This is a genomic window from Magnetospirillum sp. UT-4 (genome assembly GCF_902729435.1).
GTDB lineage: Bacteria > Pseudomonadota > Alphaproteobacteria > Rhodospirillales > Magnetospirillaceae > Magnetospirillum.
Map to the genome: position 1 here is coordinate 19,936 of NZ_CACVCG010000112.1, position 23,509 is coordinate 43,444.

Consider the following 23,509-nt stretch of genomic DNA (forward strand, 5'->3'; position numbering starts at 1 on the left):
ATAGCGCCGCCGATGGCAAAACGCCACGCGGCGCTCGCCCTCACCCCAGCGGATAGCTGACCAGGCCGTCGGCCAGCTTGGGCTCGAACCAGGTGGATTTGGGCGGCATCACCTGGCCGGCCTCGGCCACCGCCACCAGGTCCTCCATCTGGGTCGGGTAGACGGCGAAGGCCACCGCCATCTCGCCCGAATTGACCCGCTTCTCCAGTTCGGCCATGCCGCGGCGGCCGCCGACGAAGTCGATGCGCTTGTCCTTCCTGAGATCGGCGATGCCCAGCACCGGGGTCAGCAGGCGGTCGGACAGCAGCGACACGTCGAGCCGCGCCACCGGGTCGGCGGGAGCCGGGTTCTTCACGTCCAGGCGATACCACTGGCCCTTGAGGTACATGCCGAAGCTGCGCGGCGCCTCGGGCTTGGCGATGGCGTCCACCGCGACCACCTCGAACTCGGCCGCGAGGGCGGCCAGGAACTGCTCGCGGCTGAGGCCGTTCAGGTCGCGGACCACGCGGTTGTAGTCGAGGATCTTCATCTCGTGGATGGGGAAGGTCACCACCAGGAAGGATTCATGGGAATCGCCCTTGGCCTTGCCGCGGCGCATGGCGGCGACGCGGGAGGCGGCGGCCGAGCGGTGGTGGCCGTCGGCGATGTAGAGCGCCGGCATGGCTTCGAACGCCGCGACCACGATGTCGATCAGCACGTCGTCGTCCATCACCCACAGGGTATGCTCGATGCCGTCGGCGGCGGTGACGCTGTAGGCCGGCGGGCAGGCGGTGGTGGCGATGATGGCGGCGTCCACCTCGGGATCATTGCGGTGGGCCAGCAGCACTGGGCCGGTCTGGGCGTTGCAGGCGTCGATCTGGCGGACGCGGTCGTCCTCCTTGTCGGGACGGGTGAATTCGTGCTTGCGGATGCGGTTCTCGTCATAGGCCGCCACCGAGCCGCCGCCCACCAGGCCGGTCTGGATGTGGTCGCCCATCTTGATGCGGTAGACGTAGAAGCAGGGAATGTCGTCGCGCTTCAGCACCCCGGCCTTGACCATCGCGTCCAGGTTCTCGCGCGCCTTGGCGTAGACCTTGGCGTCGTAGATGTCGATGGCCGGGTCGAGGTCGATCTCCGGCTTCGAGATGTGCAGGAAGCTCCAGCGCTTGCCTTCAGCCAGCACCCGCGCCTCGTCCGAGGACAGCACGTCATAGGGCGGCGCCGCCACCTCGGCGGCATGCTCGGGGTTGGGGCGAAGACCGGCGAACGGGCGAAGCAGCGGCACGGGCACGGGCGAACCTCCGGCGGGACGTTGGGGCAAGGTCTCTCAAATGTGCTCCCCTCCCCTTGACGGGGAGGGGTAGGGGGCGGGGTGGAGTCGCACACTCTGGCGCCGACGCGGTTCCCCCCCACCCCAACCCTCCCCCACAAGGGGGGAGGGGGGGGGAATTCAGGGCCGTCCGATGCTGGTATAGGCGAAGCCGGCCTCGCGCATTTCGGCCGGGTCCCACACGTTGCGCAGGTCGATCACCACCGGGGCCTTCAGCAGCTCCTTGACCCGCGACAGGTCCAGGGCGCGGAACTCGTTCCATTCGGTGACCAGCACCAGGCAGTCGGCGCCGGCCATGGTGGCGTAGGCGTCGTCGCAATAGGTGATGTCGGTGAGCAGCTTCTTCGCCTCCTCGGTCCCTTCGGGGTCGAAGGCGCGCACCGCCGCCCCGGCCTTGACCAGGGCCGGCACGATGTCGAGCGAGGGCGAATCGCGCATGTCGTCGGTGTTGGGCTTGAAGGTCAGGCCCAGCACCGCCACCGTCTTGCCCTTGACCGAGCCGCCGCAGGCGGCGACCACGCGCTCGGCCATGGCCTTCTTGCGCTTGTCGTTGACGTCGACCACGGTCTCGATGATGCGCAGCGGCGCGTCGTAGTCGCGGGCGGTCTTGACCAGGGCCAGGGTGTCCTTGGGGAAGCACGAGCCGCCGTAGCCCGGCCCGGGATGCAGGAACTTCTTGCCGATACGGCCGTCCAGGCCGATGCCCTTGGCGACGTCGTGGACGTCGGCGCCCACCTTCTCGCACAGATCGGCGATCTCGTTGATGAAGGTGATCTTGGTCGCCAGGAAGGTGTTGCCGGCGTACTTGATCAACTCCGAGGTGCGGCGGCTGGTGAAGACGATGGGCGTCTCGATCAGGTACAGCACGCGGTAGAGCTGCTTCATCACCGCCCGGGCCTTGTCGGACTCGGTGCCGATGACGACGCGGTCGGGCCGCATGAAGTCGTTGATGGCCGAACCCTCGCGCAGGAATTCGGGGTTCGAGACCACGTCGAACTCGGCGTCGGGGCGGCGCTTGCGGATGATCGCCTCGACCTCGTCGCCGGTGCCCACCGGCACGGTGGACTTGTTGACGATGACGGTGTAGCCGTCCAGCGCGTCGGCGATCTCCTCGGCGGCGGCATAGACGTAGGACAGGTCGGCGTGGCCGTCGCCGCGCCGCGACGGCGTGCCGACCGCGATGAACACCGCGTCGGCCTGCTTGACCGCCGCCTTGAGGTCGGTGGTGAAGGTCAGCCGCCCGGCCTTGACGTTGTCGGCCACCATCTGATCCAGGCCCGGCTCGTAGATGGGCATGATGTTCCGGTGCAGCCGCTCGATCTTGCCGGTGTCGTTGTCGACGCAGGTGACGTTGATGCCGAACTCGGAAAAACAGGTTCCCGACACCAGGCCGACATAGCCGGTGCCGATCATGGCGATACGCATGACTCGCTATCCCCTATTCAGAAACTGAACTGCTTCAAGGCCTCGCGCACCGAGGCGCCGATGTCGTCGCGCTCCAGCGCGAAGGCGAGGTTGGCTTCCAGCCAGCCCACCTTGTCGCCGCAATCGAAGCGCTTGCCCTCGAAACGCAGGCCGTGGAACGGCACCATGCCGATGGTCTGGCTGATGGCGTCGGTCAGCTGAATCTCGCCGCCGGCACCCTTCTCCTGCCGGTCCAGCACCTCGAACACCGCCGGATGCAGGATGTAGCGGCCGATGATCGACAGGGTCGAGGGCGCCACCGCCGGCTCGGGCTTCTCGACCAGGCCCTGGGCCTTGGCGATGCGGCCGTTGTCGAATTCCACGTCGAGGATGCCGTAGCGCTTGGTGTGCTCGCGCGGGACGTCCGAGACCGCCACCACGTGGCCGCCGACCTCGGTGTGGACCGCCGCCATCTGCTTCAGGCAGGGGGTCTTGGCCAGGATCAGATCGTCGGGCAGCAGCACCGCGAAGGGCTCGTCCTCGACCAGGTCGCGGGCGCACCACACGGCATGGCCCAGGCCCATGGGCTCCTGCTGGCGGGTGTAGCTGATCTGGCCGGACTTGGGCATCCAGCTGGTCACCGCCTCGACCAGGTCGAGCTTGCCGCGCTCCTTCAGGGTGCGCTCCAGCTCGGGGTTGTGGTCGAAATGGTCCTCGAGTGCGTTCTTGCCGCGGCCGGTGACGAAGATGAAATGCTCGATTCCGGCGGCCGCGGCCTCTTCCACCGCGTACTGGATCAGCGGCTTGTCCACCACCGGCAGCATCTCCTTGGGCATCGCCTTGGTGGCGGGCAGGAAGCGGGTACCCATGCCACCGACCGGGAACACGGCCTTGCGCACGCGACGAGCCATCGGGAACTCCTTCATTAAGGTTTCGCCGGCGGGCGGACCTGGGGGCGGGACCGCGCCGGGCCGGACGCCGCATGTTGTGCCACGCCCGCGCGCCCGACGCAACGGGGGCGAGGAACGTCACGAAAGGGTCAAGGGGAGAAGGTGTCCGGCGTCATCACCCCCCCAGCAGCACGTCGCGGGCCTGGTTGATGCGGCTGGCGATCCAGGTGGAGCCGCCGTGATCGGGGTGATTGGCCAGCATCAACCGGCGGTGGGCGGCCTTGATCTCGTCGTCGCCGGCGCCGGGGCCGACGCCCAGGATGTCGCGCGCCTCCTCGGGGGTCATGGCCGACCCGGGCGGTGGCGGCTCGGCCGCGTTCCCCACTCCCGCCGTGTCGCGCCAATCCGGCCACGTGCGGTCGGCCCAGGATTCGAAGACCTGGACCGAATCGGCATCGGCCTGGATGTGGCGCCACAGCTCCATCGCCTCGTCCAGGCTGAGCGAGGACAGCCGGCGGCCGCGCCACTTGCCCTCCAGCACCTCGCCGTCGAGGCGGCCGCTGTCGTGGTCCAGCTCCATGGCCAGGAAGCGGGTCGCCACCCGGCTGGTGCCGCCGCCCTGGGCCTGGCCGCCGCCCATGCGGATACCCAATTGCCGCAGCATCCGCCACAGCCCGTGCAGCCGCATGGCCCGGATGATCCACGGCGCCAGGCCGGCGGCGACGGCGAACAGGCCGGCCAGCTTGCCGGTCAGCACCAGCCACGCCCCCAGCACCACCAGCCCGCCCAGTCCCAGCCATCGCATGGCGCGGGCGGCGGTGCCGGGGCGGGTGCGGGCGAACCAGTCGGCGACCAGCCACAGGGCGACCAGAAACCCGACGATGAACAGAATCTGCGGCAGCATGGCCCCAATATAATCCGCTTCGCGGCCGGCGTCTGGATTTCGCGCGCAAGACGTCCCATCTTCCGGGTGCGCGTTCCGCGCAAAGGCAGGGAGGGGAAACCATGGATCCGGTGATCGCGGGCAAAGAGCCCATCGAGGTCGAGGTCGAGGAAGGCAAGACCTATTTCTGGTGCACCTGCGGCCGCAGCGCCCGCCAGCCGTTCTGCGACGGCGCCCACAAGGGCAGCGACATGGCGCCCAAATCCTTCAAGGCGGAGACCAGCGGCACCGTCTGGCTGTGCGCCTGCAAGCGCACGCGCGAACAGCCGTTCTGCGACGGCAGCCACGAAGCTTTGTAGCTCCCTCCCCCCTTGCGGGCGAAGCCCGCCGTACAACAATGCCTGCTTCGCACGCGGGGGAGGGGAGCAAGGTGTGAAGACCCCTCCCCATCAAGGGGAGGGGAGTTGCGTGGTCAGGCGCAGGGCCATGCCGCCGGCCGTCCTGGCGTGGTCGGCCAGGGCCTTGCGGCCGCCGGCGGCGAACACCGCCACCGCCTTCAACAGCTCGCGCAATTGCCCCGGCGCCGAGGCGTCGAAGGCGCAGGCGGCCCCGCCCGACAGCTTGGCGATCTGGCGGAAGGCGCGCTCGGCCACCTCGTCGCGGCCCTCGTGGAACAGGAAGGCCGGCACCCCCAGCAGCCCCAGTTCGCCGGCCAGCCGGCACAGGGTGTCGACGTTCTCCTCCATGCAGTCGCCGACGAAGACCAGGGCGTGGACCTTGGCCTTGGCGGTCTCGGCGGCGACGTGCTTGAGCACCTTGGCGATCTGGGTCTCGCCGCCGATGCAGGCGACCCGGCGCAGCTGGCCCAGCAGCTTGTCGGGGTCCGAGGTCCATGGCCCTGCCTTGCATTCGCCCATGCCGCGGTAGAACACCAATTGGATGTCGAGCCCGCCCACCAAAGCTGCCGATTGGAACATGTCGGCGTGGATGGCCTGGGCCTGGCGCCAGGTGCCTTCGCGGCTGGCGGTGGCGTCCAGCGCGAAGATCAGGCGGCCGCGGCCGGCGCGCGACACCGGCGGGGTGGCGGCCACCTTGGTCAGGAAGGCATCGATCTCGGCGCGCCCCGGGGACGCGGGAAGCTTGTCGGCCATGACCGACAACATAGGTCGGCGGCGGCCTTGGCGCCAGTGCCGGCGATCCCCACATGGCGGCCATGGCACGGAAAGTGGACGATCCCGAACTGAACCGCTTCGCCCCCAGCGGCGCCGAGACCCCGGGCGCCGCCCCCGAGACCGAGGTGCTGCCGCAGGAGGTGGGCCTCACCCCCGAGCCCGAGGAACTGCCGGGGGCGCCGGTCCGCGTCTATCGCCGCAGCCCCGGCACGGTGCAGTCCGGCCCGGCCCATACCTCGGACTGGATCGTCGAGTTCGAGCCGCGCCTGCGGCCGGGCATCGAGCCGCTGATGGGCTGGACCAGTTCGGCCGATCCGCTGCAGCAGGTGCGGATGACGTTCGCCGACCTGGAGTCCGCGCTGACCTATTGCCAGCGGCGCGGCCTGGTCCCCGATGTTCAGAAGCCCCCGGTCCGCCGGCACCGGACGCGCAGCTACGCCGACAACTTCCTGCCCTTCCCCGACGGCGAGCCGCGGCCGATCTATCAGCATTAACCGCTATCGCCCGCCGAAGCCCTTCAGCAGGTCCTGCAGCACCCGTTTGCCCGACGGCTTTTCTTCCGCCTGGCCCTGCTGCTCGGTTCCCTGCTGCGGCTCGCCGCGCTGCCCATCGCCGCGTTGCCCATCGCCGCGTTGCCCATCGCCGCGTTGGATGCCCAGCAGGCCCTCGACGATGCCGCCGCCCTTGCCCTTCAGCGCCCGTCCCAGGCCGCGGGCCACCAAGTGCTGCTGCAAGGCGTTGACATCGACCACCTTGCGCGGGTTGCCGATGGGTCCTTCAAGGCGCACCAGCAGCGGCGGCGCCGTGCTGTCGGCCAGGGCGAAGGCGATCTCGGTGGCGGTGGTCCAGCGCCCCAGATCGGTGGTGCTGACCGCCGTCGCGCCACCGCCCTCGGCGTCGAGGCGGAGGTCGCGGGTGGTCACCACGCCGTTCTCGGCCCGGAAGGTGCCGGCCAGCGACGAGAAGCGGGTGGAGCCGCCCGACAGGCCCGACTGGGCCAGCCCCAGCAGGCTGCCGATAGTCTCGATGGTCTTCAGCTGGCGGCTGACCGCCGGCAGGTCGAAGCCGTCGATGGTGCCGTCCCTCACCAGCAGGCGGCCGTCGCCGGACAGGCTGGAGGCCATGTCCTGGGTCGAGCGGCCGCTGGCGGCGAAACGGCCCTGCGCCTCCATCCGCCCGCGTGAGACCTTGATGGCGCCGGCCCCCAGGCCGAGGGCGCCGATCTCGGCGCCGGCGATGGCGAACTGGCCGGACAGGCCGGGCGAGGCGGCGGCGGCGTTCAGGCGGCCCGAGGCGGTCAGGGCGCCGCCCATCAGGGTGCCGGTCAGGCTGTCCAGGGCGAGCACGCCGTCGGCCAGGGTGGCGTTGGCCTTGGGCGTGTCCAGCCGCCAGCCGCCGCCGGCCAGAGAGCGGGCCTCCAGCATCAACTGGGCGTCGAAGCCGCGCAGGGCGGCGAGGTCGAGGGGCTCGCGCGACCACGGCGCCGCGCCGGCCGGGGACGCCGCCGCCGGAAGCGGCGGCGGGGCAGGCAGGACATCGACGGGCGGCAGGCGCGGGCCGCCGGGCGCCGCCCGGCCGGTGCGGCGGGGGGCGAGGAAGGGATCGAGGTCGATGGACTCGCCGCTCAGACGGGCGATGACGCGCGGGCGCGGCCCGGCGGTCTCGACCCGGGCCTCGCCGGCCAGACGGTTGGACCCGGCCGATACGGTGAGGCCGCTTACGTCGTAGGCGTTGCCGCCGCCGGTCACGGTGGCGGCCAGGTCGAACGCCCCCAGCGGGCCGCGCGGGCGGTAGTCGGGGGCGAAGCGGCGCAGCGCCTGCAGCAGGTCGGGGTGACGCGCCGCCACCGCCAGCGCGGTGCTGGCGCCCAGGGTGCCCTGGATGGTGGCGGAAGCGCCGAAGGCCCGGGCGGCGAGATCGACCGCCCCGGATGCCACGGTGCCCTTCAAGGCCAGCGGGCCGACTCCCTCGACGGTGGCGTCCAGGTCCACCGCCAGCGGCGTGCCCAGCGCCAGGGCCAGCGCGCCGCGCGCCGAATCCTTGCCCAGCGCGGCGCGGAAGCCCGGCAGCGCCAGATTCGGCCAGTCCACCTTGACCGGCGAGGCCAGGGTCAGCCGTCCCGGCCGCCCGGCCAGCAGGTCGCCGCCGGCCCCGGCCCAGGCCAGCAGGGCCGAGGGATTGTCCGAGCCCAGTTCCAGTGAGCCGTCGAAGGCCGGCCGGCCCTGGCGTGCCATCACCGTGCCCTCGGCCGCCAGGGCGGTGCCGCCGGGCAGTTGGGCGCTCGCCCGCTGCACCACCACTTCGCCCGAATCCAGGGTCGCCTGCACCCGGGCCTGACGGATCACCTGACCGCGCCAGGACAGCGCCTCGACCTCGGCCTGCAGGGTGGCGAAGATGTCCTGGGGAAGCGAAAAGCCGCCGGCCGCCGCCTGCGGCGCGGCGGATTGGGCCGGAGCCTGGGCCGGCGGGGATGGCGCGGCCGGGGCCGGCCGGGCCGGGGCCGGGGGCGCCGCCATCAGGGCGTCCAGGTCGATGGCGCCGGCCTTCAGGCTGGCATCGATGCGCGGCGTGCCGTTGAGGGCGGCGGTGACGGCGCCGGTGGCGCGGGCGGAGCCCAGGTTCAGCACCAGATCGGTGGCGGCCAGTTCCTCGGCGGCCAGGCTGAGTTCGGCTTCGGCCTTGAACGGGGTCGCCGCCGGCAGCGGCGCGGCGATGCCGAAGCGGCCCAGGGCCGCCCCCAGGTCGGGGGCTTCGGCGGACAGGCGGCCGCGCAGCGTCTCGCCCCCCGACAGCCGGCTGAGCAGGCCGGAGAAGGCGAGGCTGGCATCGCTGTCGGGCAGCGTCACCCGCAGCGCCGCCGGCGAGCCGCGGCCGGCGGCGACGCGGTCGAGATCGGCGCGGAAGCCGATCGGGTGGCCCTGGACCCGCGCGCTGCCCTCGCCCGAGAACGGGCCGGCAAGCCCGCCGATGGCGATGCGGGCCGCCACCGCCTCGACCGTCACCGTCGGCGCCTTGGCGTCGCCGTAGGTCACGGTGCCGTCGTGGATGACCAGGTCGTTGATGGACAGCTCCCGCCCGGCTTCGGCCGGCGGCGACGGCTCGGTCTGCAGGCGCCGGCGGCCGGCCTCCGCTGCCGGTTCCTCCGCCGCCTGTCCGCCCAGTTGCCAGTTGGCGCTGCCGTCCTTGTAGCGGACAAGGTTGATGCGGGGGCGGTCCAGGGTCAGGGCGGACACCTCGACCCGGCCGGCCAGCAGCGGCAGCAGCCGGACGCTGACCCGCAGGCGGCCGATCTCGGCCAGCGGCGGCCCTTCGGCGCCGGCCGGCGAGGCGATGCGGATGTCCTCGGCCGACAGCGCGGGCGAGGGGATCAGGCGCAGGCTCATGGGGCCGGCGATGGCGACGTCGCGGCCGGTGGCCTCGCTCAGCCGCGCGGCGACGGTGCCGCGCCAGCGTTCGGCCCCGATCAGCGCCGGTCCCACGGCCAAAGCCGCCACCGCCGCCACCGCGACTCCGATCGTGATCTTGGCCCAGGTCTTCACCGGCACCCTCCGCAGCTGCGGATGCGAGTGTACGTGGCCGGCGCCCCGGCTTCAAACCCCGGCTCGTCCCCTGGAAGGCCTACTTCGTTGGGAGATGGCGTCGTCTCATTCGGGCCTCATCCTGAGGAGCCGCCGCAGGCGGCGTCTCGAAGGACGAGGCCCGTGGCAGGGCGCCCGTGGCCCGCCTCTTCCTTCGAGACGAGCGCTGCGCGCTCTCCTCAGGATGAGGCTACGGAAACGCGGGATTCTGGGTTGGCGCCGATGCGCCTGCGCGGGGACGACGGTGTACTACCGGGAGTCCCCGTCCAGGCCCTCGATCAGGCGGCGCAGGCGATCCTCGATGCTCGAGGGGGCCTGGTCCGCGGTCTCGGCCTCGGATTCGGCGGCCATGGCCTCGATACGGCGCATGGCCTCGGCCAGGGTTTCCTGTTCGTCGGTCTCGACGCGGTGCTTCGGTTTCGCCATCCCAGCCTCTCCGGGGCGAAAAGGGAGCAAGAACATTACACTTTGGAGTCAGGTTTTGTCCAGAACTGTGCATAACGCCACCAGCCATAGGCCGAGCAGCGCCGCTCCGGCCAGGACGTAGCGGCCGTTCCAGGTACGGATCACCTCGGTCAGCGGCACGCCGGCCATGCGCGCCACCGTGAGCACCGCCGCGCCCGCCGGGGTCGAGCAGGCCGACAGCGCCCAGGCTCCCATCAGCCCGCTGGCCACCGCCAGCGGCGGCAACCCCAGCGGCGCCAACTCGGCGATGGCGCCGCCGAACAGGGTGACGGTGACGATCTGGTTGACCCCGATCTGGGCCAGCGCCATCACCGACCAGGCCAGCAGCACCACCACCAGCGGCGCCGGCAGTCCCAGTCCGGCCACCGTGCCGGCGATGGCGCCGGCGGGGACGAAATCGGCCAGGATGGTGCCAAGATACATGGCGCCGCCCAGGATCGCCGTCTCGTCGCGGAAGGCCGGCAGCGCCACCGCCAGGCGGCGCGACAGGGCGCCGGCGGCGGCGACCGGGGAGCTCATCTGCAGCGCCAGCCAGGCCAGCGCCGCCAGCGGCACCGCCAGCATGGCCCCCACCACCACCCGCACGCCAAGAAGCTCGGCCATGCCCAGCGCAGCGGCCACCACCGCCGCCACCAGCAGGGCGAGGCGGCCCAGGGGGCGCCAGTCGGAGAGGGAGATTTCGGGGCGCGGCGGCGTCGGGAACTGACGGCGGTCCTGCCACCAGCCCAGCATCAGCAGGGCAACCGCCAGCACCGCCTGCAGCGGCAGGAGATGCCACCAGGCGATGCCGGGCACGGCGCTCTGGGTGACCACGAAGGCCACCGACAGCGGCGACCACGCGGTCATCACCGCGAAGCCGCGCAGCAGGGCCGACAGCATGCGGCGGGTGCGCACCGCCACCACCCGCAGGTCGCCGCCCGCCGCCTCGGGGGTGTTGCCGCGCAGCACCATGGTGCCCAGCAGCGGCAGCATGCCGAAGTTCAGCACCACCGAGACCAGGTGGCCGCCCAGGGTCAAGGCGAGGTATCGCCGCCCCGGCGGCTGGCGCACCATGACGTCGCCGCAGGCCTGGATCAGCGCCGAACTCTCGGCGGCCTGGCGCAGCATCCCCAGGGCGACGAACAGCCCGACCAGCGCGCCGGCCTGGGCGGCGGCATGGACGGCCAGGTCGATGGGGTGCGGCCGCAGCGCCAGGGCGGCGGCGCTGGCCAGGGCGGCGAGAGTCAGGGTCAGCCGGCCGGTGCGGCCGACCTTGCCGCCCTCGAGCAGCAGGTACAGCAGAAGGGCGGCGCCGGTGACCCAGCCGGCCGTCTCCCACCGCGTCAGGGCGAGGACGATGGCCCCCGCCACCACGGCGGCCAGCGCCAGGCTGGAGCCGGCCGCCCTCACTGCGGCGGCGCGACGACGAAGCGTGATTTCGGCGCCGGCAGCTGCTTGGCCGGGCGGGCGATGTCCTTCATCAGGGCCGGGCCGTTGACCATGGCGAAGCCGGCATGGATGGCGCCGTAAAGGGCGGGGCGGCGGCGGATGTTCCAGACATAGGCGCCCAGCCCGGCGCGCCGGGCGGTGGCGAGCAGGCGCGCCAGCGACGCGATCAGGTGCTGGTCGTCGGTCTTCTCGGCCTCGGTCAGCTCGGACATGTCGACGCCGATCAGGCTGGCGCCGCAATCGGAGGCCAGCCGGGTGTTGACGCTGGCCAGGCGGACCCTGAGCGCGACCTCGCGGCACAGCGGCTTGGCGGCGCGCACCGCCTCGGCCAGGGCCTTGTCGCCGACCCCCTCGGGCACCCCGAACAGGTCGATGATCACCCGGGCGCCGCGGGCGGCGGGGGCGATGTCGGCGAAGGGGGCGAGGAATTCCATGCGGTTGGCCGCGCTCAGGGTGGCCCAGTGGATCGGGATCACCACCGTCGAGCCGTTGCCGGCGTTGTCGGAGACGCGGAAATCGCGTACCGCCCCGGCCACCCCGAAGCGGTCGATGGTCTGGCACGACGGGGCGTCGAGGCGCGCATAGGCGCCCGAGCCCTCCAGCGGCGCCGCCTCGGGGAAGTCGTGGCGGACGACCCGGGCGATATAGGCGCCGATGGCCTCGCCGGCGGCGACCCAGGTCGGCCGCCACAGCATGGTGAGCTTGGACTCGGGCGGCAGGTCCTCGGTCCCGGCGGCCGGCAGCGGCACCGAGGGATCGACGGCGACCGCGTTCCAGTCGCGCTCGCGCTGATCACGGCGGGGATCGAGCGGCTTCCATTGCGGTTCCGGTCCGCTGGCCCGCCCGTCGATCAGGCCGGTGAGCGAGGCCGGCGGCGCCGGGCGGGCGGCCGGCGCCGGGGCCGAGGGCATCATGTGCCGGCGCGGCGCCTCGGCGGCGGCGGGAGCGGCCGCCCGCGGCACCCAGGCGCGCGAGGCGGTGTCGGCGACGTCGCGGACGATGACCGAACGCACCGCGCTGACCGCCGCGTGCACCTTGCCCAGGTTGAGCACGCCGCCGGGCTGGAAGGCCTCGGCGGCATCCAGCTCGGCGGCCAGCGCCAGCGGCTGCTCGACCCCCTCGAACTGGTCGCCGACCAGCCGGGTGCCCAATTCCTGGGCGATGGCCAGGGTGCGGCGCCGGGCCTCGTCGGGCGGGGTGTTGCGGAACAGCAGGACGAACATGTCGTTGCCCTGGCGGGTGAACATGTTGCCCGCCCCCAGGTGCAGGTTGATGACCCCCTCGGCGATCATCATCACCTTGTCGGCGACCTTGCTCCAGCGCTCGCCCACCGCCTCGCGGAACTCGACCAGCGAGACCACCTGCAGCTTGACGCCGAAGCGGCCGTCCTGCTCCTGCACCAGCTGGTCGACGGCAAGGCGGAAATCCTCGTCGGTCAGCGCCTGCGAGAAGGGCTGGCCGCCGCGCCCGGCGCTGCCGGCGCGCTCCTTGCGCGGCGCCGCCTCCACCGCGCCGCCGCCCTTGACCAGGCGGGCGATGGGCTTGGCGATGCGGTGCAGCAGGCCGGCCTTGGACTGTTCGTCGCTCATGCGCAGAAGATAGGCGTGCCGGGATCGGATGCGCAACCGGTTAGGGAAGGTCGGCCCCGGCAAGGTCGGCGCGGTAGCCGGCGGCCAGCATCTGGTAGTTGGCGGCCGAGTGCGGGAAGAAGGCGGTTTCTTCCGGCTTCAGCGGGCGCATCAGCTTGGCCGGGTTGCCGCCCCACACTTCGCCGGTCCTCACCCGCTTGCCCGGGGTGACCACCGCCCCGGCGGCGACCATGGCCCCCGATTCCACCACCACCCCGTCCATCACCGTGGCGCCCATGCCGATGAAGCAGCCATCCTCGAGGGTGCAGGCGTGCAGGATGGCGCCGTGGCCGATGGTGATGTCGGAGCCGATATAGGTGCCGAACTTGCCGCCGGTGACGTGCACCACGGTGCCGTCCTGAATGTTGGTGCGCTCGCCGATGCGGATCTCGTGGACGTCGCCGCGCACCACGCAGCCGAACCATACCGACGAGCCGGCGCCGATCACCACGTCGCCGATCACGGTGGCGTTGGGGGCGACGAAGGCGTCGTCGGCGATGGTCGGCAGCACGCCCTTCCAGGGCAGGATCAGCGGCGACATGGGAACCCTCTGTGGTGCGGTGTTGAACTTCAAGTCGCTCTCTCCGTAGCCTCATCCTGAGGAGCGGGCCCGTCCGGGACGCGTCTCGAAGGACGAGGCGGTCCAAGGACGCGCGACCGGGCGGCGGGCGACGGGCCAGGCCCTTCGAGACGGCCGCTGGCGCGGCCTCCTCAGGGTGAGGCCCGAATGAGAGGCCGGCGGGCCTTCCGGACCCACCCCTACGGAAACAGCGGCTGCTGGTCGAGGCCGGCAGTCTCGGGCAGGCCGAACATCAGGTTCATGTTCTGCAGCGCCTGGCCCGAGGCGCCCTTGACCAGATTGTCGATCACCGCGGCGATGATGGCGCGGCCCGGGAGGCGGTCGTCGAAGGCGTTCATCAGGCAATGGTTCGAGCCGCGCACGTGCCTGGTGTGCGGCGCGGCGCCGTCCGGCAGCACCCGCACGAAGGCCTCGCCGGCATAGACCCGGCTCCACTCGGCGCGCAGGTCGGCGGCCTTGGCGCCTTTGGCCAGGCGGACGTTGATGGTCGACAGCATGCCGCGGCTCATGGGCATCAGGTGGGGGGTGAAGCTGACGATCACAGGGGTGCCGGCCACCGCCGCCAGCTCCTGCTCGATCTCGGGGGCGTGGCGGTGGCTGGCGATGCCGTAGGGGTGGATGCCCTCGGTGACCTCGCAATAGAGGTTGGCCTCCTTGGCCGAGCGCCCGGCCCCCGAGGTGCCTGACTTGGCGTCGATGACGATGTCGGCGGTCTCGATCAGCCCGGCCTTGATCAGCGGCACCAGCGGCAACTGGACCGAGGTCGGGTAGCAGCCGGGATTGGCCACCAGCCGGGCGTCCCGGATGGCGTCGCGCTTCAGCTCGGTGAGGCCGTAGACGGCGGATTTCTGCAACTCCGGCGCCTTGTGCGGATGGCCGTACCAGGTGTTGTAGGCCTCGAGGTCGTAAAGCCGGAAATCGGCCGACAGGTCCACCGTGCGGACATGGGCCGGCAGGGCGGCGATGACCTCCTGGGTGGTGCCGTGGGGCAGGCAGCAGAACACCGCGTCCACCGTGGCGAAATCCACATCGGCGATGGCCACCAGGTCGGGTAGCGCGAGGCCGCCCAGATGCGGGAACACCGCCGCCATGGACATGCCGGCCTTGCGGTCGCCGGTCATGGCGGCGATGGAGAAACCGGAATGGCGGGCGAGCAGGCGCACCAGCTCGGCGCCGGTATATCCGCTGGCTCCCAGGATCGCGACCTTGACCTCGGCCATCTCGTCTGCCCTCCGCTGCATGTGCGAACCGATGGAGGGCGGACGATAGCAGGGGCGGGGGTGACAGCCAAGGGGCGGAGACATCGCCCGCTCACCGGCAATGGGCCAGCAGCCATCGTTCGAGCTCGGCCTCACCCATCGTGCCGGCCGCCACCTCCTGCATGACGCGGGTCGCCTCGGCCTCGGTGACGTCGAGAATGCGGCCGTGCGCCTTGAGGAACGCCACCATGGCCGCGAAGCCGATGCGCTTGTTGCCGTCCACAAAGCCGTGGGCCTTGGCGAGGCCGATTCCGTAGAGCACCGCCAGCCGTTCGGTGGTGACGTCCGGCCCCTCGTATGCCACCAGGTTGCGCGGCCGGGCCAGGGCGCCCTCGACCAGGCCCAGGTCGCGGATGCCCGGTGCGCCGCCGTAAAGACCGATCAGCCGGGCGTGCCAGCTGACCGCCAGATGGGGCGAAACCCAGCGCCAGGTCACTTGGCCAGGTCGCGGTAGGTGTCGGGATAGCGGCCCAGGCTCCACTCGAAGGCGGCTTCCAGATCGGCCTCGCCCGGGGCGGCATGCCGGATCTCGATCACCCCGTCGTCGCGGGCCAGCAGCGACAGCTCGTCGCCCTGGCGCAGGCCGGCGGCCTCGAGCATGTCCTTGGGGATGGTGACGGCGAGCGAATTGCCGCGCGGCGACAGCTTGGCGGTGGTCTTCAGCATGGCGACGGCCTATGTTGCAACGATGGTTACAACATAGGCCGTCAGGCCTCGGAGGTCAAGTTGTGCGCCCTCAAGCGCCGGGCGGCGGACCTCGGTCCGCCTTGGCTACCGCGCCGCCACCCAGGGATTCATCTCGACCAGCCCGAGGCCGGCGGGAAGCTGGGCGCGGGCGAGGTCGAGGCTGTCGCCGTCGATGGGGATGCGCACGGTGCCGGCCGCCAGATTGAGGTCGATGGTGCGGCGGCTGGCATCCTCCATGCGCGGCACCGGCCGCGTCATCGCCACCGAGCTGCGCAGCAGGCGGGCGCGGGTGGCGTCGTCGGCGGTCAGCATCACCCGCTTCAGCGCGGTCTGGTTGGTGGCGTAGGTCAGCACCGCGATGCTGCCGGGCGGCATGTCGTCCTCGGCGCCGCTGATGGCGACGACGCGGCGGCGCTCGCCCTCCAGCGTGAACGAGGTGGCCGGTACGTCGGCATCGTAAAGCCACTCCCCGCTGGACAGGGCATAGACGCTGCGCCGGGTGCCGCGCTCCACCACCAGGGTGCCGTCGCCCTCGATGCTGGCGGCGCGACCCGGGGCGATGACGGTGTAGAGGGCGGCGCTCCTGATCTGCTCGGGGCCGTCCAGCGGCCAGGCGTCGAGGCGGACCCGGCCCTCGGCCGGGCCGGTGGCGAAGACGTCGGAATCCACCACCTCGAGCCGCAGCAGCAGCCGGCGCGGGCGGGGATCGCCGGCCACCGGGACCATCACGGTGTGGAAGCCGACATTGACCATGCGCCCGTCCAGTCCGCCGCCGGAGTCGCGCAGGCCGAACACCGATTCTCCCGACAGCGCGCTATAGGATTCGCCGTGCCGGGACCACGCCAGGGCCCCCAGGCCGACGATCAACAACGGCGACGTCACCACCAGGATGAAGGTGGCGAAGACGACGCCGGCGAAGAACATCCAGGCTTTGCCAATCACGCTTTCATCTCCCCGCGCGGCACCTTACGCGCCCTTTGGCCGGCGGGCAAGCGGCGGCAAACCTCATCCTTTGGCGGCGATGAAGCGGACGTAATCGGTGTCGGTTTCCAGGATATGGCCGAGCAGCCAGTCCAGCACCGCCTTGCGCATCTCCTCGGTTGCGGCGGCCACGTCGCCGGAGTCGAGCTTGCAGCGCAGCCGCGCCACCTCGGCGACGAAGGTGTGGTGCGTCGCCGCATGGGCATCGAGGCCGGGATAGCCGTGATAGAGCATCAGGGCTTCCTCGTGGGCGAAGTGGTACTCGATATAGGCGGTCAGCGCCCCCAGCAGATCGACGGCGCAGCGCTTGGTCATGCCCGCCTGCAGGTTGATGTCGATCTGGTTGAGCAGCGAGAACAGGATCAGGTGCTGGGCGTCCATGTCCACGTGGCCGATCCGGTAGCCGTCTTCCCACGCAAGCATCCGAAAATCCTCCACGATGGACAAAAAAAGCCGTCGCGCCAGAGGGCGGACGGCAGCAAGCCAATCAAACCTATCCTTTCGAATAGGGGTCCTGCAAGTGTTGATTTGTGACAATGCGTGCCGCCATGGCGTCCAGCGCCCCCTGCAGGATGTAGGCGGCGGCCATCTTGTCCACCACCTCGGCGCGGCGCGCGCGTGAGGCGTCGGCCTCCAGCAGGGTGCGGGTGACCGCCGCGGTGGACAGCCGCTCGTCCCACAGGCAGACCGGCAGATCGCGCAAGGCCAGCAGGTTGCGTACGAAGGCCCGGGTCGACTGGCAGCGCGCCCCCTCGCGGCCGTCCATCTCCACCGGCAGCCCCACCACCAGCCCGCCGATTCCGTGGCGATCGACCACCGCCAGCAACGCCTCGGCGTCCTTGGTGAACTTGCTGCGGCGCAGGGTCTCGAAGGGCGAGGCGATGGACCGGCGGACGTCCGACAACGCCAGCCCGATGGTCTTGGTCCCCAGGTCGAGGCCGAGCAGGCGGGCGTCGCGGGACAGGGACGGGTCGAGGTCGGCAAGGGCAAGCACGGGCATGGCGCCAGCCTGGGCGAGAACCGCCGCCGACGCAAGGGCGGCGCCGATGCGCGCAATCGACGGCGAGGCATGCGCACAAACCCATTCCCTTTCGGCGTAGGGATGCTAATACTTTTGGTCGGGAGTTATTCCGGGGACAGGTATGACTCAGGTACTCGCCAGGCTGGCGGCCGTGGGGATGGTCGTCGTCCTGGGGTTCGCACAGCCGGTGGCGGCCGGCGCCGAGGGATCGGCCGAGGGATCGAAAAGATCCGGCCCGGCCGTGGTTCGCCTGCGCGAGCCGATCCGGCCTCTGACGCCCATTGGCGGACTCGACCCCGCCAAGGTCGATCTGGGCCGGCGGCTGTTCCACGATCCCATCCTGTCGCGCGACGGCACCATCGCTTGCGCCACCTGCCACGATCTCGGCCGCGCCGGCATGGACGGCCGCCCGGTTTCGGCCGGCATCGGCGGTGCGCTGGGCGTGCGCAACGCCCCCACCGTCTACAACGCCGCCCTCAACCTCGCCCAGTTCTGGGACGGCCGCGCCGCCACCCTGCAGCACCAGGCGGCGGGGCCGGTGACCAACCCGGTGGAGATGGGGGCGCAATGGCCGGAGGTGCTGGCCCGGCTGGAGGCCTCGGTGCATGCCGAGGACCTGCATGCCCTCTACGGCCGGCCGGTGACCATGGAGGCGGTGCTGGACTCCATCGCCGTCTTCGAGAAGACGCTGGTGACCACCGGCTCCCGCTTCGACCGCTGGCTGCTGGGCGACGAGGCGGCGCTGACCAACGCCGAGAAACGGGGTTACGCCCTGTTCAAATCCTATGGCTGCGCCGCCTGCCACCAGGGCGCCAACGTGGGCGGCAACCTCTACCAGCGCTTCGGCTTCTTCGGCGACTGGTTCGCCGAGCGCGGCCGGCCGCTGACCGACAGCGATTTCGGCCGCTTCAAGGTGACCGGGCGGGACAGGGACCGCTTCGTCTTCAAGGTGCCGTCGCTGCGCCTGGCGGCGCTGACCGCGCCCTATTTCCACGACGGCAGCGTCGCCACCCTGGAAGAAGCCATCCGCCTGATGGCCCGCCACCAGCTGGGCCGCGACATGCCCGAGAGCGACATCCGGCTGGTGGCGGCCTTCCTGGCCTCGCTGGTCGATCCCGAACGGCTGCCGCCATGAGAGGTGCCAACCATCGCGTCCTGGCGGTGTTCGCCGCCGCGCTGCTGGCCTTCGCGGCGATGCTGGCCGCCGCCGACCGCAGCGAGGTGGATGCCGGCCGCCATGCCGAGGTGGTGGCGACCTTCCTGGCGGTCGAGCAGGCCGAGACCAGCATGGACCGCGACCTGTTGCAGGCCATGGTCGGGCTGCTGCCCCATTTCGACACCGTGGTCGAGCACGATCGCGCTTTGCTCGCCCATCTCGGGCGGCTGCAGGCGGACCGGTCCCTGGTCGCCGCAATCGCCGACGCGCTGGGCGAATACGGCCGCCGGATCGAGAACAAGCGCATGGCCGCCGAAGACGCCAAGGCGCTGACCTCGTTCACCCTCAAGGAACAGGCCTATGTGCCCTTCGCCGTCGCCGCCCTCGAGGGCCGCGTGCCCCCCGAGCGGCTGGCGCTGCTGCAATCGGCCATCATCCGGCTGCTGGGCGGCGAGACCGAGCGCGGCGGTGCCGCTGCCGCCATCGCGCCGCTGCTGGACGCGCTGTCGCGATCGGCCGATCCGACCGAGGCCCACGTCGCCCAGCACGCCCGCTCGCTGCTGCACGCGCGCGAGGCCCTGCGCGACACCATCGAGGCCTATCTCGGCATCGACACCCGCAGCGCCCTGGCCGCCGCCCGAGACCGCTACATGGAGGTCTTCGCCCAGCGCCAGCGGCAGATGACCTGGCTGATCCGCGCGTTGCAGGGGGCGACCATGGCCCTGTTCGCCGCCCTGGGCTGGGCCATCTCGCGCCTCGACCGCGCCCACCGCCAGGCCGCCACCGCCCATAGCCGGCTGGTCGCCGCGGTGGGCAGCCTGGGCGACGCCTTCGCCCTGTTCGATAATTCCGGCCGCCGGGTGGTCAGCAATGCCGGCTTCACCGCGCTGCTGGACGGGGCGGCGGTCGATGGCCTGGTTGCACTGCCCGCCGGTCTGGCCGCCGCCGGCATCCGGGTCGAGAGCGGCGACGGTCCGCCCGCCTCGCCCGCCGCCGCCAGCGGCCTGCTGTACCAGGCCGGCGGGGAACGCTGGCACCTGTTCCGCGCCCGCCCCACCGAGGACGGCGGCATGGTGTGCCTGTTCACCGACGTCACCGACCTGCACCGCGCCGATTCCGAGCTGCGCAAGCTGTGGGCGGCGGTGGAGCAGAGCCCGCTGGCCATCGTCATCACCGATTGCAGGGGACTGATCGAGTACGTCAACCCGCGCTTCGAGGGCCTGACCGGCTATTCCGCCGCCGAGGCGGTGGGCAACACCCCGCGCATCCTCAAATCGGGCGAGGTGCCCGAGGCGACCTACCACGAAATGTGGACCACCATCGCCGCCGGCCTGACCTGGCGCGGCGAGATGGTCAACCGCAAGAAGACCGGCGAGCTGTTCCGCGAGAACACCATCATCTCGCCGGTGCGCGATCCGGCCGGCCAGATCACCCATTTCATCGCGCTGAAGGAGGACATCACCCAGCAGCGCCGCAACGCCGATCTGCTGCTCGAGGCCAGCACCGATTACGAGCGCCTGCTCTACGCCGCCTCGCACGACCTGCAGGAGCCGGCCCGCACGGTGGTGACCTATTGCCAGCGGCTGGAACGCCAGCTGCCCGCCGCCGGCGATGCCGAGCTGCGCGTCACCCTGGACGAGATCGCCGCCAGCGCCCGCCAGCTCAGCCTGTTGATCGCCGGACTGGTCGCCTATGGCCGCACCTCGCGCCAGACCGAGGCCTTCGTGCCGGTGGACTGCGCCGCCGCCGCCCGGGCCGCCATCGCCGAGCTGCACCGCGCCGACGTCGAGGTGCCCGGCATCCGCATCGGCCCGCTGCCCACCATCCTGGGCGACCCGGTGCTGATGATCATGCTGCTGCGCAACCTGCTGGACAATTCCGTCAAGTTCGCCCGCCCCGACGCGCCGGCGCGGGTGGAGCTGTCCGCCGCCCCCGACGGCGGCGGCTGGCGCCTGGACGTGGCCGATAACGGCATCGGCATCGAGGCCGAATACCTGGACCGCGTCCTGGCCCCGTTCTCCCGCCTCCACCCCCGCGCCACCTATCCCGGCGCCGGCCTGGGCCTGGCCTCCTGCGCCAAGATCGCCCGCCTGCACGGCGGCCGCCTGTGGCTGGACTCCACCCCCGGCCAGGGCACCACCGTGCACGTCTGGCTGCCGGCGGTGGCGGCGCTGGAGTAGGGGGCCGGGACCGTGTTGTCAGGATTGATTGTGGTTCATCACGGATTTGTGGGGTGTGGTTCGGAAAGCGCATGCCGTCGTTCCCGCGAAGGCGGGAACCCAGGAGGCGCGGACAAGAAGCCGGTGCACCCCTGGGTCCCCGCCTTCGCGGGGACGACGTTCACTATGGTCAGAACTCCCCGCCAATGCGCGAAGAACCTCAATTCAAGCCGGACTGGCGTGGGTCAAACCCGGGCGTGACGGGGACCGGGCGCCTACTTCTGCGGAGAACTCTTCTTCGGCGAAGGGGTTTCCACAGTCAATGACGGGGTGGAAACTATCTTCTTGGTGCTTTTCTTCGGCTTCTTGGGCTCCCTGGAGCCACGGTTCTTATCCTTCGACACTACAGTTCTCCTTGGGCTGAATTCGGCTTCCTCGGCCAGGCCGTGGTTTTGGTGGTCGCGGCGGGAAGCTTTTCCGAGCGGCGTCTGGCATCCTCGAAGCCGAGCGTCCAGCGTTGTCGCTTTTCCTCGTCCTGGTACGGATTCTGGGTTGCGATGATCGAGGCCACGTCCTCGTCGGTGTCCGGGCAAAGCCTGCCGGCGGACCACCCCTGGGCGTAGATTCGACTGAATTCGTAGGCATTGTTCGCCATGATCGGCTCTTCCCCCCAACCAGATATCAGCCGAGATACGGCTTGATTATGACCCAAACTGCGACCGCGACGACGAAAATAACCGGAAGGATGACCGGTGGCACCATGTAGTCGCGTACCGAATGGGTGGCGCGCTTGATGTTGCTGTCCATTTTCGGAGTCCTTGGCACCAGATGTGCATTATTCAACGTCATCAGATGGTGCCGATAGTCATATTTTCAATGGGGTTGCTGCGGCACTATCCTTAATGCCTGCCCGATAACGCGGTGCCCTCCCTGGGGCGGCGGCGCGCCCTTCCCCGGTTGCTCTCGGCCGGTCCGGGTGCTAAACCCGCCGGGACAGGATTTCTAGGACCGGAGCACCCCATGTCCCTGGACAAAGCCGCCGTGCGCGCCATCGCCGAGCTGGCGCGCATCGAGGTCGCCGACGACGAGCTGGACCATCTGGCCGGCGAGCTGACCGGCATCCTCACCTTCGTCGAGCAGCTGGCCGAGGTGGATACCAATGGTGTCGAGCCGATGTCTTCGGTGGCCGCCATGACCCTGCCCATGCGCAAGGACGCGGTCACCGACGGCGGTTACGCGGCGGCCGTGCTGGCCAACGCCCCCGACGCCAAGGAAGGGTTCTTCACCGTGCCGAAGGTGGTGGAATGACCGGCATTTTCATCGTCATTCCCGCGCAGGCGGGAATCCATTTCGCCACCGCACCGGCTGTGTGTCCGGCATGGACCCCCGCCTTCGCGGGGGTGACGCCACAGGGGAATGTCGAGGGGGCCGCCCATGTCTAACCTTACCCACCTCACCATCGCCCAGGCGCTCAAGTCCATGGACAAGGGCGAGTTCACCGCCACCGAGCTGACCCAGGCCCATATCGAGGCCATGGCGGCCCGGCGCTCGCTGAACGCCTATATCACCGAGACGCCCGAGCTGGCCCTCGGGCAGGCCAAGGCCGCCGACGACCGGCGCCGGGCCGGCACCGCCGGCGGGCTGGAGGGCATTCCGCTCGGCATCAAGGACCTGTTCTGCACCAAGGGGGTGCTGACCACCGCCGCCAGCCACATCCTCGACGGCTTCACGCCGCAATATGAAAGCACCGTCTCGGCCAACCTGCTGAAGGCCGGCGCGGTCACCCTGGGCAAGCTCAACCTGGACGAGTTCGCCATGGGCTCGTCCAACATGACCAGCCACTACGGCGCGGTCGAGAATCCCTGGAAGCGCACGTCCGACCCGGCGGCCAGGCTGGTCCCCGGCGGCTCGTCGGGCGGCTCGGCGGCGGCGGTTTCGGCCCGCATCGCCATGGGCGCCACCGGCACCGATACCGGCGGCTCGATCCGCCAGCCGGCGGCGTTCTGCGGCATCACCGGCATCAAGCCGACCTATGGCCGTTGCTCGCGCTGGGGCATCGTCGCCTTCGCCTCCTCCCTCGACCAGGCCGGCCCCATGGCCCGCACGGTGGAGGATTGCGCCCTGATGCTGAACGCCATGGCCGGGCACGATCCCAAGGATTCCACCTCGGCGCCCATGCCGGTGCCCGATTTCGCCAAGGCCCTGACCGGCGACATCCGCGGCCTGAAGGTCGGCATCCCGCTGGAATACCGCCCCGATGGTTTGAACGCCGAAGTGCTGAAGGTGTGGGAGCAGGGCATCGAGTGGCTGCGGGCCGCCGGCGCCACCCCGGTGGAGATTTCCCTGCCGCACACCAAGTACGCCCTGCCCACCTATTACATCGTCGCCCCGGCCGAAGCGTCGTCGAACCTGGCCCGCTACGACGGTGTGCGCTTCGGCCTGCGCGTACCGGGCACCTCGCTGGACGACATGTACAAGAAGACCCGGGCCGCCGGCTTCGGCAAGGAAGTGCGCCGCCGCATCATGATCGGCACCTATGTCTTGAGCGCCGGCTATTACGACGCCTATTACGCCAAGGCGCAGAAGGTGCGGCGCATGATCGCCGAGGATTTCCGCAAGGCGTTCGAGACGGTGGACGTGATCCTGACGCCTACCGCTCCCTCGGCCGCCTTCGGCATGGGCGAGAACATGGACGATCCGGTCACCATGTGGCTGAACGACGTCTTCACCATCCCCACCTCGCTGGCCGGCCTGCCCGGCCTGTCGCTGCCGGCCGGGCTGTCCTCGGACGGGCTGCCGCTGGGGCTGCAGCTGATCGGGCGGCCGTTCGACGAGGAAACCGTGTTCAAGGTGGCCGGCGTGATGGAATCCGCCGCCCAGTTCACCGCTGCTCCGGAGGGGATCTGACC

The 23,509-nt window shown here is 70.8% G+C and carries 25 protein-coding genes; 7 read left to right on the forward strand and 18 right to left on the reverse strand.

Going from position 1 to position 23,509, the window contains the following annotated elements; genetic code table 11:
* Positions 1-40 precede the first annotated feature (40 nt).
* The 4 genes from MTBUT4_RS14555 to MTBUT4_RS14570 all read right to left on the reverse strand — a co-directional run bounded on the left by MTBUT4_RS14555 (position 41) and on the right by MTBUT4_RS14570 (position 4,507).
* Positions 41-1,270 (reverse strand): DUF1015 domain-containing protein, encoded by a 1,230-nt coding sequence (locus MTBUT4_RS14555; protein WP_217424186.1) that lies wholly within the window; start codon positions 1,268-1,270, stop codon positions 41-43.
* 159 nt (positions 1,271-1,429) lie between these two features.
* On the reverse strand, positions 1,430-2,734 hold the full coding sequence (locus tag MTBUT4_RS14560) for a UDP-glucose/GDP-mannose dehydrogenase family protein (RefSeq protein ID WP_173980419.1): 1,305 nt from the start codon (positions 2,732-2,734) through the stop codon (positions 1,430-1,432).
* Positions 2,735-2,751: 17 nt separating this feature from the next.
* Positions 2,752-3,624 (reverse strand): UTP--glucose-1-phosphate uridylyltransferase GalU, encoded by an 873-nt coding sequence (galU, locus tag MTBUT4_RS14565; protein WP_173980420.1) that lies wholly within the window; start codon positions 3,622-3,624, stop codon positions 2,752-2,754.
* 154 nt (positions 3,625-3,778) lie between these two features.
* Positions 3,779-4,507, reverse strand: a complete 729-nt coding sequence (locus tag MTBUT4_RS14570) for a molecular chaperone DnaJ (protein WP_173980421.1) — start codon at positions 4,505-4,507, stop codon at positions 3,779-3,781.
* Positions 4,508-4,608: 101 nt separating this feature from the next.
* Here MTBUT4_RS14570 and MTBUT4_RS14575 point away from each other — a divergent pair, with 101 nt between their 5' ends.
* Positions 4,609-4,845 carry a CDGSH iron-sulfur domain-containing protein gene (locus MTBUT4_RS14575; protein WP_173980422.1) on the forward strand — a complete coding sequence of 79 codons (237 nt, stop codon included), beginning with the start codon at positions 4,609-4,611 and terminating at the stop codon, positions 4,843-4,845.
* A 90-nt stretch (positions 4,846-4,935) separates the two neighbouring features.
* On the opposite strand, the gene MTBUT4_RS14580 is transcribed toward MTBUT4_RS14575, so the two are convergent.
* The gene (locus tag MTBUT4_RS14580; RefSeq protein ID WP_173980423.1) at positions 4,936-5,637 is read right to left on the reverse strand and encodes a VWA domain-containing protein; all 702 of its coding nucleotides are present in this window, start codon (positions 5,635-5,637) and stop codon (positions 4,936-4,938) included.
* 62 nt (positions 5,638-5,699) lie between these two features.
* Here MTBUT4_RS14580 and MTBUT4_RS14585 point away from each other — a divergent pair, with 62 nt between their 5' ends.
* Positions 5,700-6,152, forward strand: a complete 453-nt coding sequence (locus tag MTBUT4_RS14585) for an ETC complex I subunit (protein ID WP_173980424.1) — start codon at positions 5,700-5,702, stop codon at positions 6,150-6,152.
* Between the two features lie 3 nt (positions 6,153-6,155).
* Here the strand turns inward: MTBUT4_RS14585 and MTBUT4_RS14590 are convergent, their stop codons facing one another.
* The 11 genes from MTBUT4_RS14590 to ruvX all read right to left on the reverse strand — a co-directional run bounded on the left by MTBUT4_RS14590 (position 6,156) and on the right by ruvX (position 17,264).
* Positions 6,156-9,197 (reverse strand): AsmA family protein, encoded by a 3,042-nt coding sequence (locus MTBUT4_RS14590; protein ID WP_173980425.1) that lies wholly within the window; start codon positions 9,195-9,197, stop codon positions 6,156-6,158.
* A gap of 288 nt (positions 9,198-9,485) precedes the next feature.
* Complete coding sequence (locus tag MTBUT4_RS14595; protein WP_173980426.1) at positions 9,486-9,662, reverse strand: hypothetical protein; 177 nt, start codon at positions 9,660-9,662, stop codon at positions 9,486-9,488.
* A 48-nt stretch (positions 9,663-9,710) separates the two neighbouring features.
* Positions 9,711-11,090 carry a hypothetical protein gene (locus MTBUT4_RS14600; protein WP_173980427.1) on the reverse strand — a complete coding sequence of 460 codons (1,380 nt, stop codon included), beginning with the start codon at positions 11,088-11,090 and terminating at the stop codon, positions 9,711-9,713.
* Positions 11,087-12,718: a hypothetical protein gene (locus tag MTBUT4_RS14605; protein WP_173980428.1), complete on the reverse strand. Its 1,632-nt coding sequence runs from the start codon at positions 12,716-12,718 to the stop codon at positions 11,087-11,089. The genes MTBUT4_RS14600 and MTBUT4_RS14605 overlap by 4 nt, the downstream gene beginning before the upstream one ends.
* Before the next feature lie 40 nt (positions 12,719-12,758).
* Positions 12,759-13,298: a gamma carbonic anhydrase family protein gene (locus MTBUT4_RS14610; protein WP_173980429.1), complete on the reverse strand. Its 540-nt coding sequence runs from the start codon at positions 13,296-13,298 to the stop codon at positions 12,759-12,761.
* 218 nt (positions 13,299-13,516) lie between these two features.
* Entirely contained in the window at positions 13,517-14,557 is a 1,041-nt protein-coding gene (argC, locus tag MTBUT4_RS14615) for an N-acetyl-gamma-glutamyl-phosphate reductase (protein ID WP_173980430.1), read from the reverse strand.
* 91 nt (positions 14,558-14,648) lie between these two features.
* Positions 14,649-15,032 (reverse strand): type II toxin-antitoxin system death-on-curing family toxin, encoded by a 384-nt coding sequence (locus MTBUT4_RS14620; protein WP_173980431.1) that lies wholly within the window; start codon positions 15,030-15,032, stop codon positions 14,649-14,651.
* Positions 15,029-15,262, reverse strand: a complete 234-nt coding sequence (locus MTBUT4_RS14625; protein WP_173980432.1) for an AbrB/MazE/SpoVT family DNA-binding domain-containing protein — start codon at positions 15,260-15,262, stop codon at positions 15,029-15,031. The genes MTBUT4_RS14620 and MTBUT4_RS14625 overlap by 4 nt, the downstream gene beginning before the upstream one ends.
* A gap of 105 nt (positions 15,263-15,367) precedes the next feature.
* Positions 15,368-16,225 carry a hypothetical protein gene (locus MTBUT4_RS14630; RefSeq protein ID WP_173980433.1) on the reverse strand — a complete coding sequence of 286 codons (858 nt, stop codon included), beginning with the start codon at positions 16,223-16,225 and terminating at the stop codon, positions 15,368-15,370.
* A gap of 63 nt (positions 16,226-16,288) precedes the next feature.
* Positions 16,289-16,687, reverse strand: coding sequence for a bacteriohemerythrin (locus MTBUT4_RS14635; protein ID WP_173980434.1), 399 nt, complete (start codon positions 16,685-16,687; stop codon positions 16,289-16,291).
* 70 nt (positions 16,688-16,757) lie between these two features.
* The gene (gene ruvX / locus MTBUT4_RS14640; RefSeq protein WP_173980435.1) at positions 16,758-17,264 is read right to left on the reverse strand and encodes a Holliday junction resolvase RuvX; all 507 of its coding nucleotides are present in this window, start codon (positions 17,262-17,264) and stop codon (positions 16,758-16,760) included.
* A 142-nt stretch (positions 17,265-17,406) separates the two neighbouring features.
* Between ruvX and MTBUT4_RS14645 the strand changes: the two genes are divergently transcribed.
* On the forward strand, positions 17,407-18,420 hold the full coding sequence (locus MTBUT4_RS14645; protein WP_173980436.1) for a cytochrome-c peroxidase: 1,014 nt from the start codon (positions 17,407-17,409) through the stop codon (positions 18,418-18,420).
* Positions 18,417-20,621 carry an ATP-binding protein gene (locus MTBUT4_RS14650; RefSeq protein ID WP_173980437.1) on the forward strand — a complete coding sequence of 735 codons (2,205 nt, stop codon included), beginning with the start codon at positions 18,417-18,419 and terminating at the stop codon, positions 20,619-20,621. Before MTBUT4_RS14645 ends, MTBUT4_RS14650 begins: the two co-directional genes overlap by 4 nt.
* Positions 20,622-21,003: 382 nt before the next feature.
* Here the strand turns inward: MTBUT4_RS14650 and MTBUT4_RS14655 are convergent, their stop codons facing one another.
* Both MTBUT4_RS14655 and MTBUT4_RS19730 read right to left on the reverse strand, forming a co-directional pair.
* Positions 21,004-21,255 carry a hypothetical protein gene (locus MTBUT4_RS14655; RefSeq protein ID WP_173980438.1) on the reverse strand — a complete coding sequence of 84 codons (252 nt, stop codon included), beginning with the start codon at positions 21,253-21,255 and terminating at the stop codon, positions 21,004-21,006.
* Positions 21,256-21,281: 26 nt separating this feature from the next.
* Complete coding sequence (locus MTBUT4_RS19730; RefSeq protein ID WP_256367262.1) at positions 21,282-21,407, reverse strand: hypothetical protein; 126 nt, start codon at positions 21,405-21,407, stop codon at positions 21,282-21,284.
* Positions 21,408-21,620: 213 nt separating this feature from the next.
* On the opposite strand from MTBUT4_RS19730, the gene gatC reads away from it, so the two are divergent.
* From gatC to gatA, 3 genes are read left to right on the forward strand one after another with little or no spacing between them, the layout of a single operon-like run.
* The gene (gatC, locus tag MTBUT4_RS14660) at positions 21,621-21,908 is read left to right on the forward strand and encodes an Asp-tRNA(Asn)/Glu-tRNA(Gln) amidotransferase subunit GatC (RefSeq protein ID WP_173980439.1); all 288 of its coding nucleotides are present in this window, start codon (positions 21,621-21,623) and stop codon (positions 21,906-21,908) included.
* Positions 21,905-22,042, forward strand: coding sequence for a hypothetical protein (locus tag MTBUT4_RS14665; RefSeq protein WP_173980440.1), 138 nt, complete (start codon positions 21,905-21,907; stop codon positions 22,040-22,042). Before gatC ends, MTBUT4_RS14665 begins: the two co-directional genes overlap by 4 nt.
* Positions 22,035-23,507 carry an Asp-tRNA(Asn)/Glu-tRNA(Gln) amidotransferase subunit GatA gene (gene gatA / locus MTBUT4_RS14670; protein WP_173980441.1) on the forward strand — a complete coding sequence of 491 codons (1,473 nt, stop codon included), beginning with the start codon at positions 22,035-22,037 and terminating at the stop codon, positions 23,505-23,507. Before MTBUT4_RS14665 ends, gatA begins: the two co-directional genes overlap by 8 nt.
* Positions 23,508-23,509: the final 2 nt, after the last annotated feature.

Excerpts from the sequence above, each read along its gene's own strand:
- MTBUT4_RS19730 (WP_256367262.1), bottom strand. The coding sequence starts at position 21,407 with ATGGACAGCAACATCAAGCGCGCCACCCATTCGGTACGCGACTACATG.
- MTBUT4_RS14580 (WP_173980423.1), bottom strand. The coding sequence starts at position 5,637 with ATGGCCGACAAGCTTCCCGCGTCCCCGGGGCGCGCCGAGATCGATGCC.
- MTBUT4_RS14655 (WP_173980438.1), bottom strand. The coding sequence starts at position 21,255 with ATGGCGAACAATGCCTACGAATTCAGTCGAATCTACGCCCAGGGGTGG.
- MTBUT4_RS14635 (WP_173980434.1), bottom strand. The coding sequence starts at position 16,687 with ATGCTTGCGTGGGAAGACGGCTACCGGATCGGCCACGTGGACATGGAC.
- gatA (WP_173980441.1), top strand. The coding sequence starts at position 22,035 with ATGTCTAACCTTACCCACCTCACCATCGCCCAGGCGCTCAAGTCCATG.
- galU (WP_173980420.1), bottom strand. The coding sequence starts at position 3,624 with ATGGCTCGTCGCGTGCGCAAGGCCGTGTTCCCGGTCGGTGGCATGGGT.
- ruvX (WP_173980435.1), bottom strand. The coding sequence starts at position 17,264 with ATGCCCGTGCTTGCCCTTGCCGACCTCGACCCGTCCCTGTCCCGCGAC.
- gatC (WP_173980439.1), top strand. The coding sequence starts at position 21,621 with ATGTCCCTGGACAAAGCCGCCGTGCGCGCCATCGCCGAGCTGGCGCGC.
- MTBUT4_RS14585 (WP_173980424.1), top strand. The coding sequence starts at position 5,700 with ATGGCACGGAAAGTGGACGATCCCGAACTGAACCGCTTCGCCCCCAGC.
- MTBUT4_RS14645 (WP_173980436.1), top strand. The coding sequence starts at position 17,407 with ATGACTCAGGTACTCGCCAGGCTGGCGGCCGTGGGGATGGTCGTCGTC.
- MTBUT4_RS14560 (WP_173980419.1), bottom strand. The coding sequence starts at position 2,734 with ATGCGTATCGCCATGATCGGCACCGGCTATGTCGGCCTGGTGTCGGGA.
- MTBUT4_RS14575 (WP_173980422.1), top strand. The coding sequence starts at position 4,609 with ATGGATCCGGTGATCGCGGGCAAAGAGCCCATCGAGGTCGAGGTCGAG.
- argC (WP_173980430.1), bottom strand. The coding sequence starts at position 14,557 with ATGGCCGAGGTCAAGGTCGCGATCCTGGGAGCCAGCGGATATACCGGC.
- MTBUT4_RS14665 (WP_173980440.1), top strand. The coding sequence starts at position 21,905 with ATGACCGGCATTTTCATCGTCATTCCCGCGCAGGCGGGAATCCATTTC.
- MTBUT4_RS14605 (WP_173980428.1), bottom strand. The coding sequence starts at position 12,718 with ATGAGCGACGAACAGTCCAAGGCCGGCCTGCTGCACCGCATCGCCAAG.
- MTBUT4_RS14610 (WP_173980429.1), bottom strand. The coding sequence starts at position 13,298 with ATGTCGCCGCTGATCCTGCCCTGGAAGGGCGTGCTGCCGACCATCGCC.
- MTBUT4_RS14625 (WP_173980432.1), bottom strand. The coding sequence starts at position 15,262 with ATGCTGAAGACCACCGCCAAGCTGTCGCCGCGCGGCAATTCGCTCGCC.
- MTBUT4_RS14570 (WP_173980421.1), bottom strand. The coding sequence starts at position 4,507 with ATGCTGCCGCAGATTCTGTTCATCGTCGGGTTTCTGGTCGCCCTGTGG.
- MTBUT4_RS14595 (WP_173980426.1), bottom strand. The coding sequence starts at position 9,662 with ATGGCGAAACCGAAGCACCGCGTCGAGACCGACGAACAGGAAACCCTG.
- MTBUT4_RS14650 (WP_173980437.1), top strand. The coding sequence starts at position 18,417 with ATGAGAGGTGCCAACCATCGCGTCCTGGCGGTGTTCGCCGCCGCGCTG.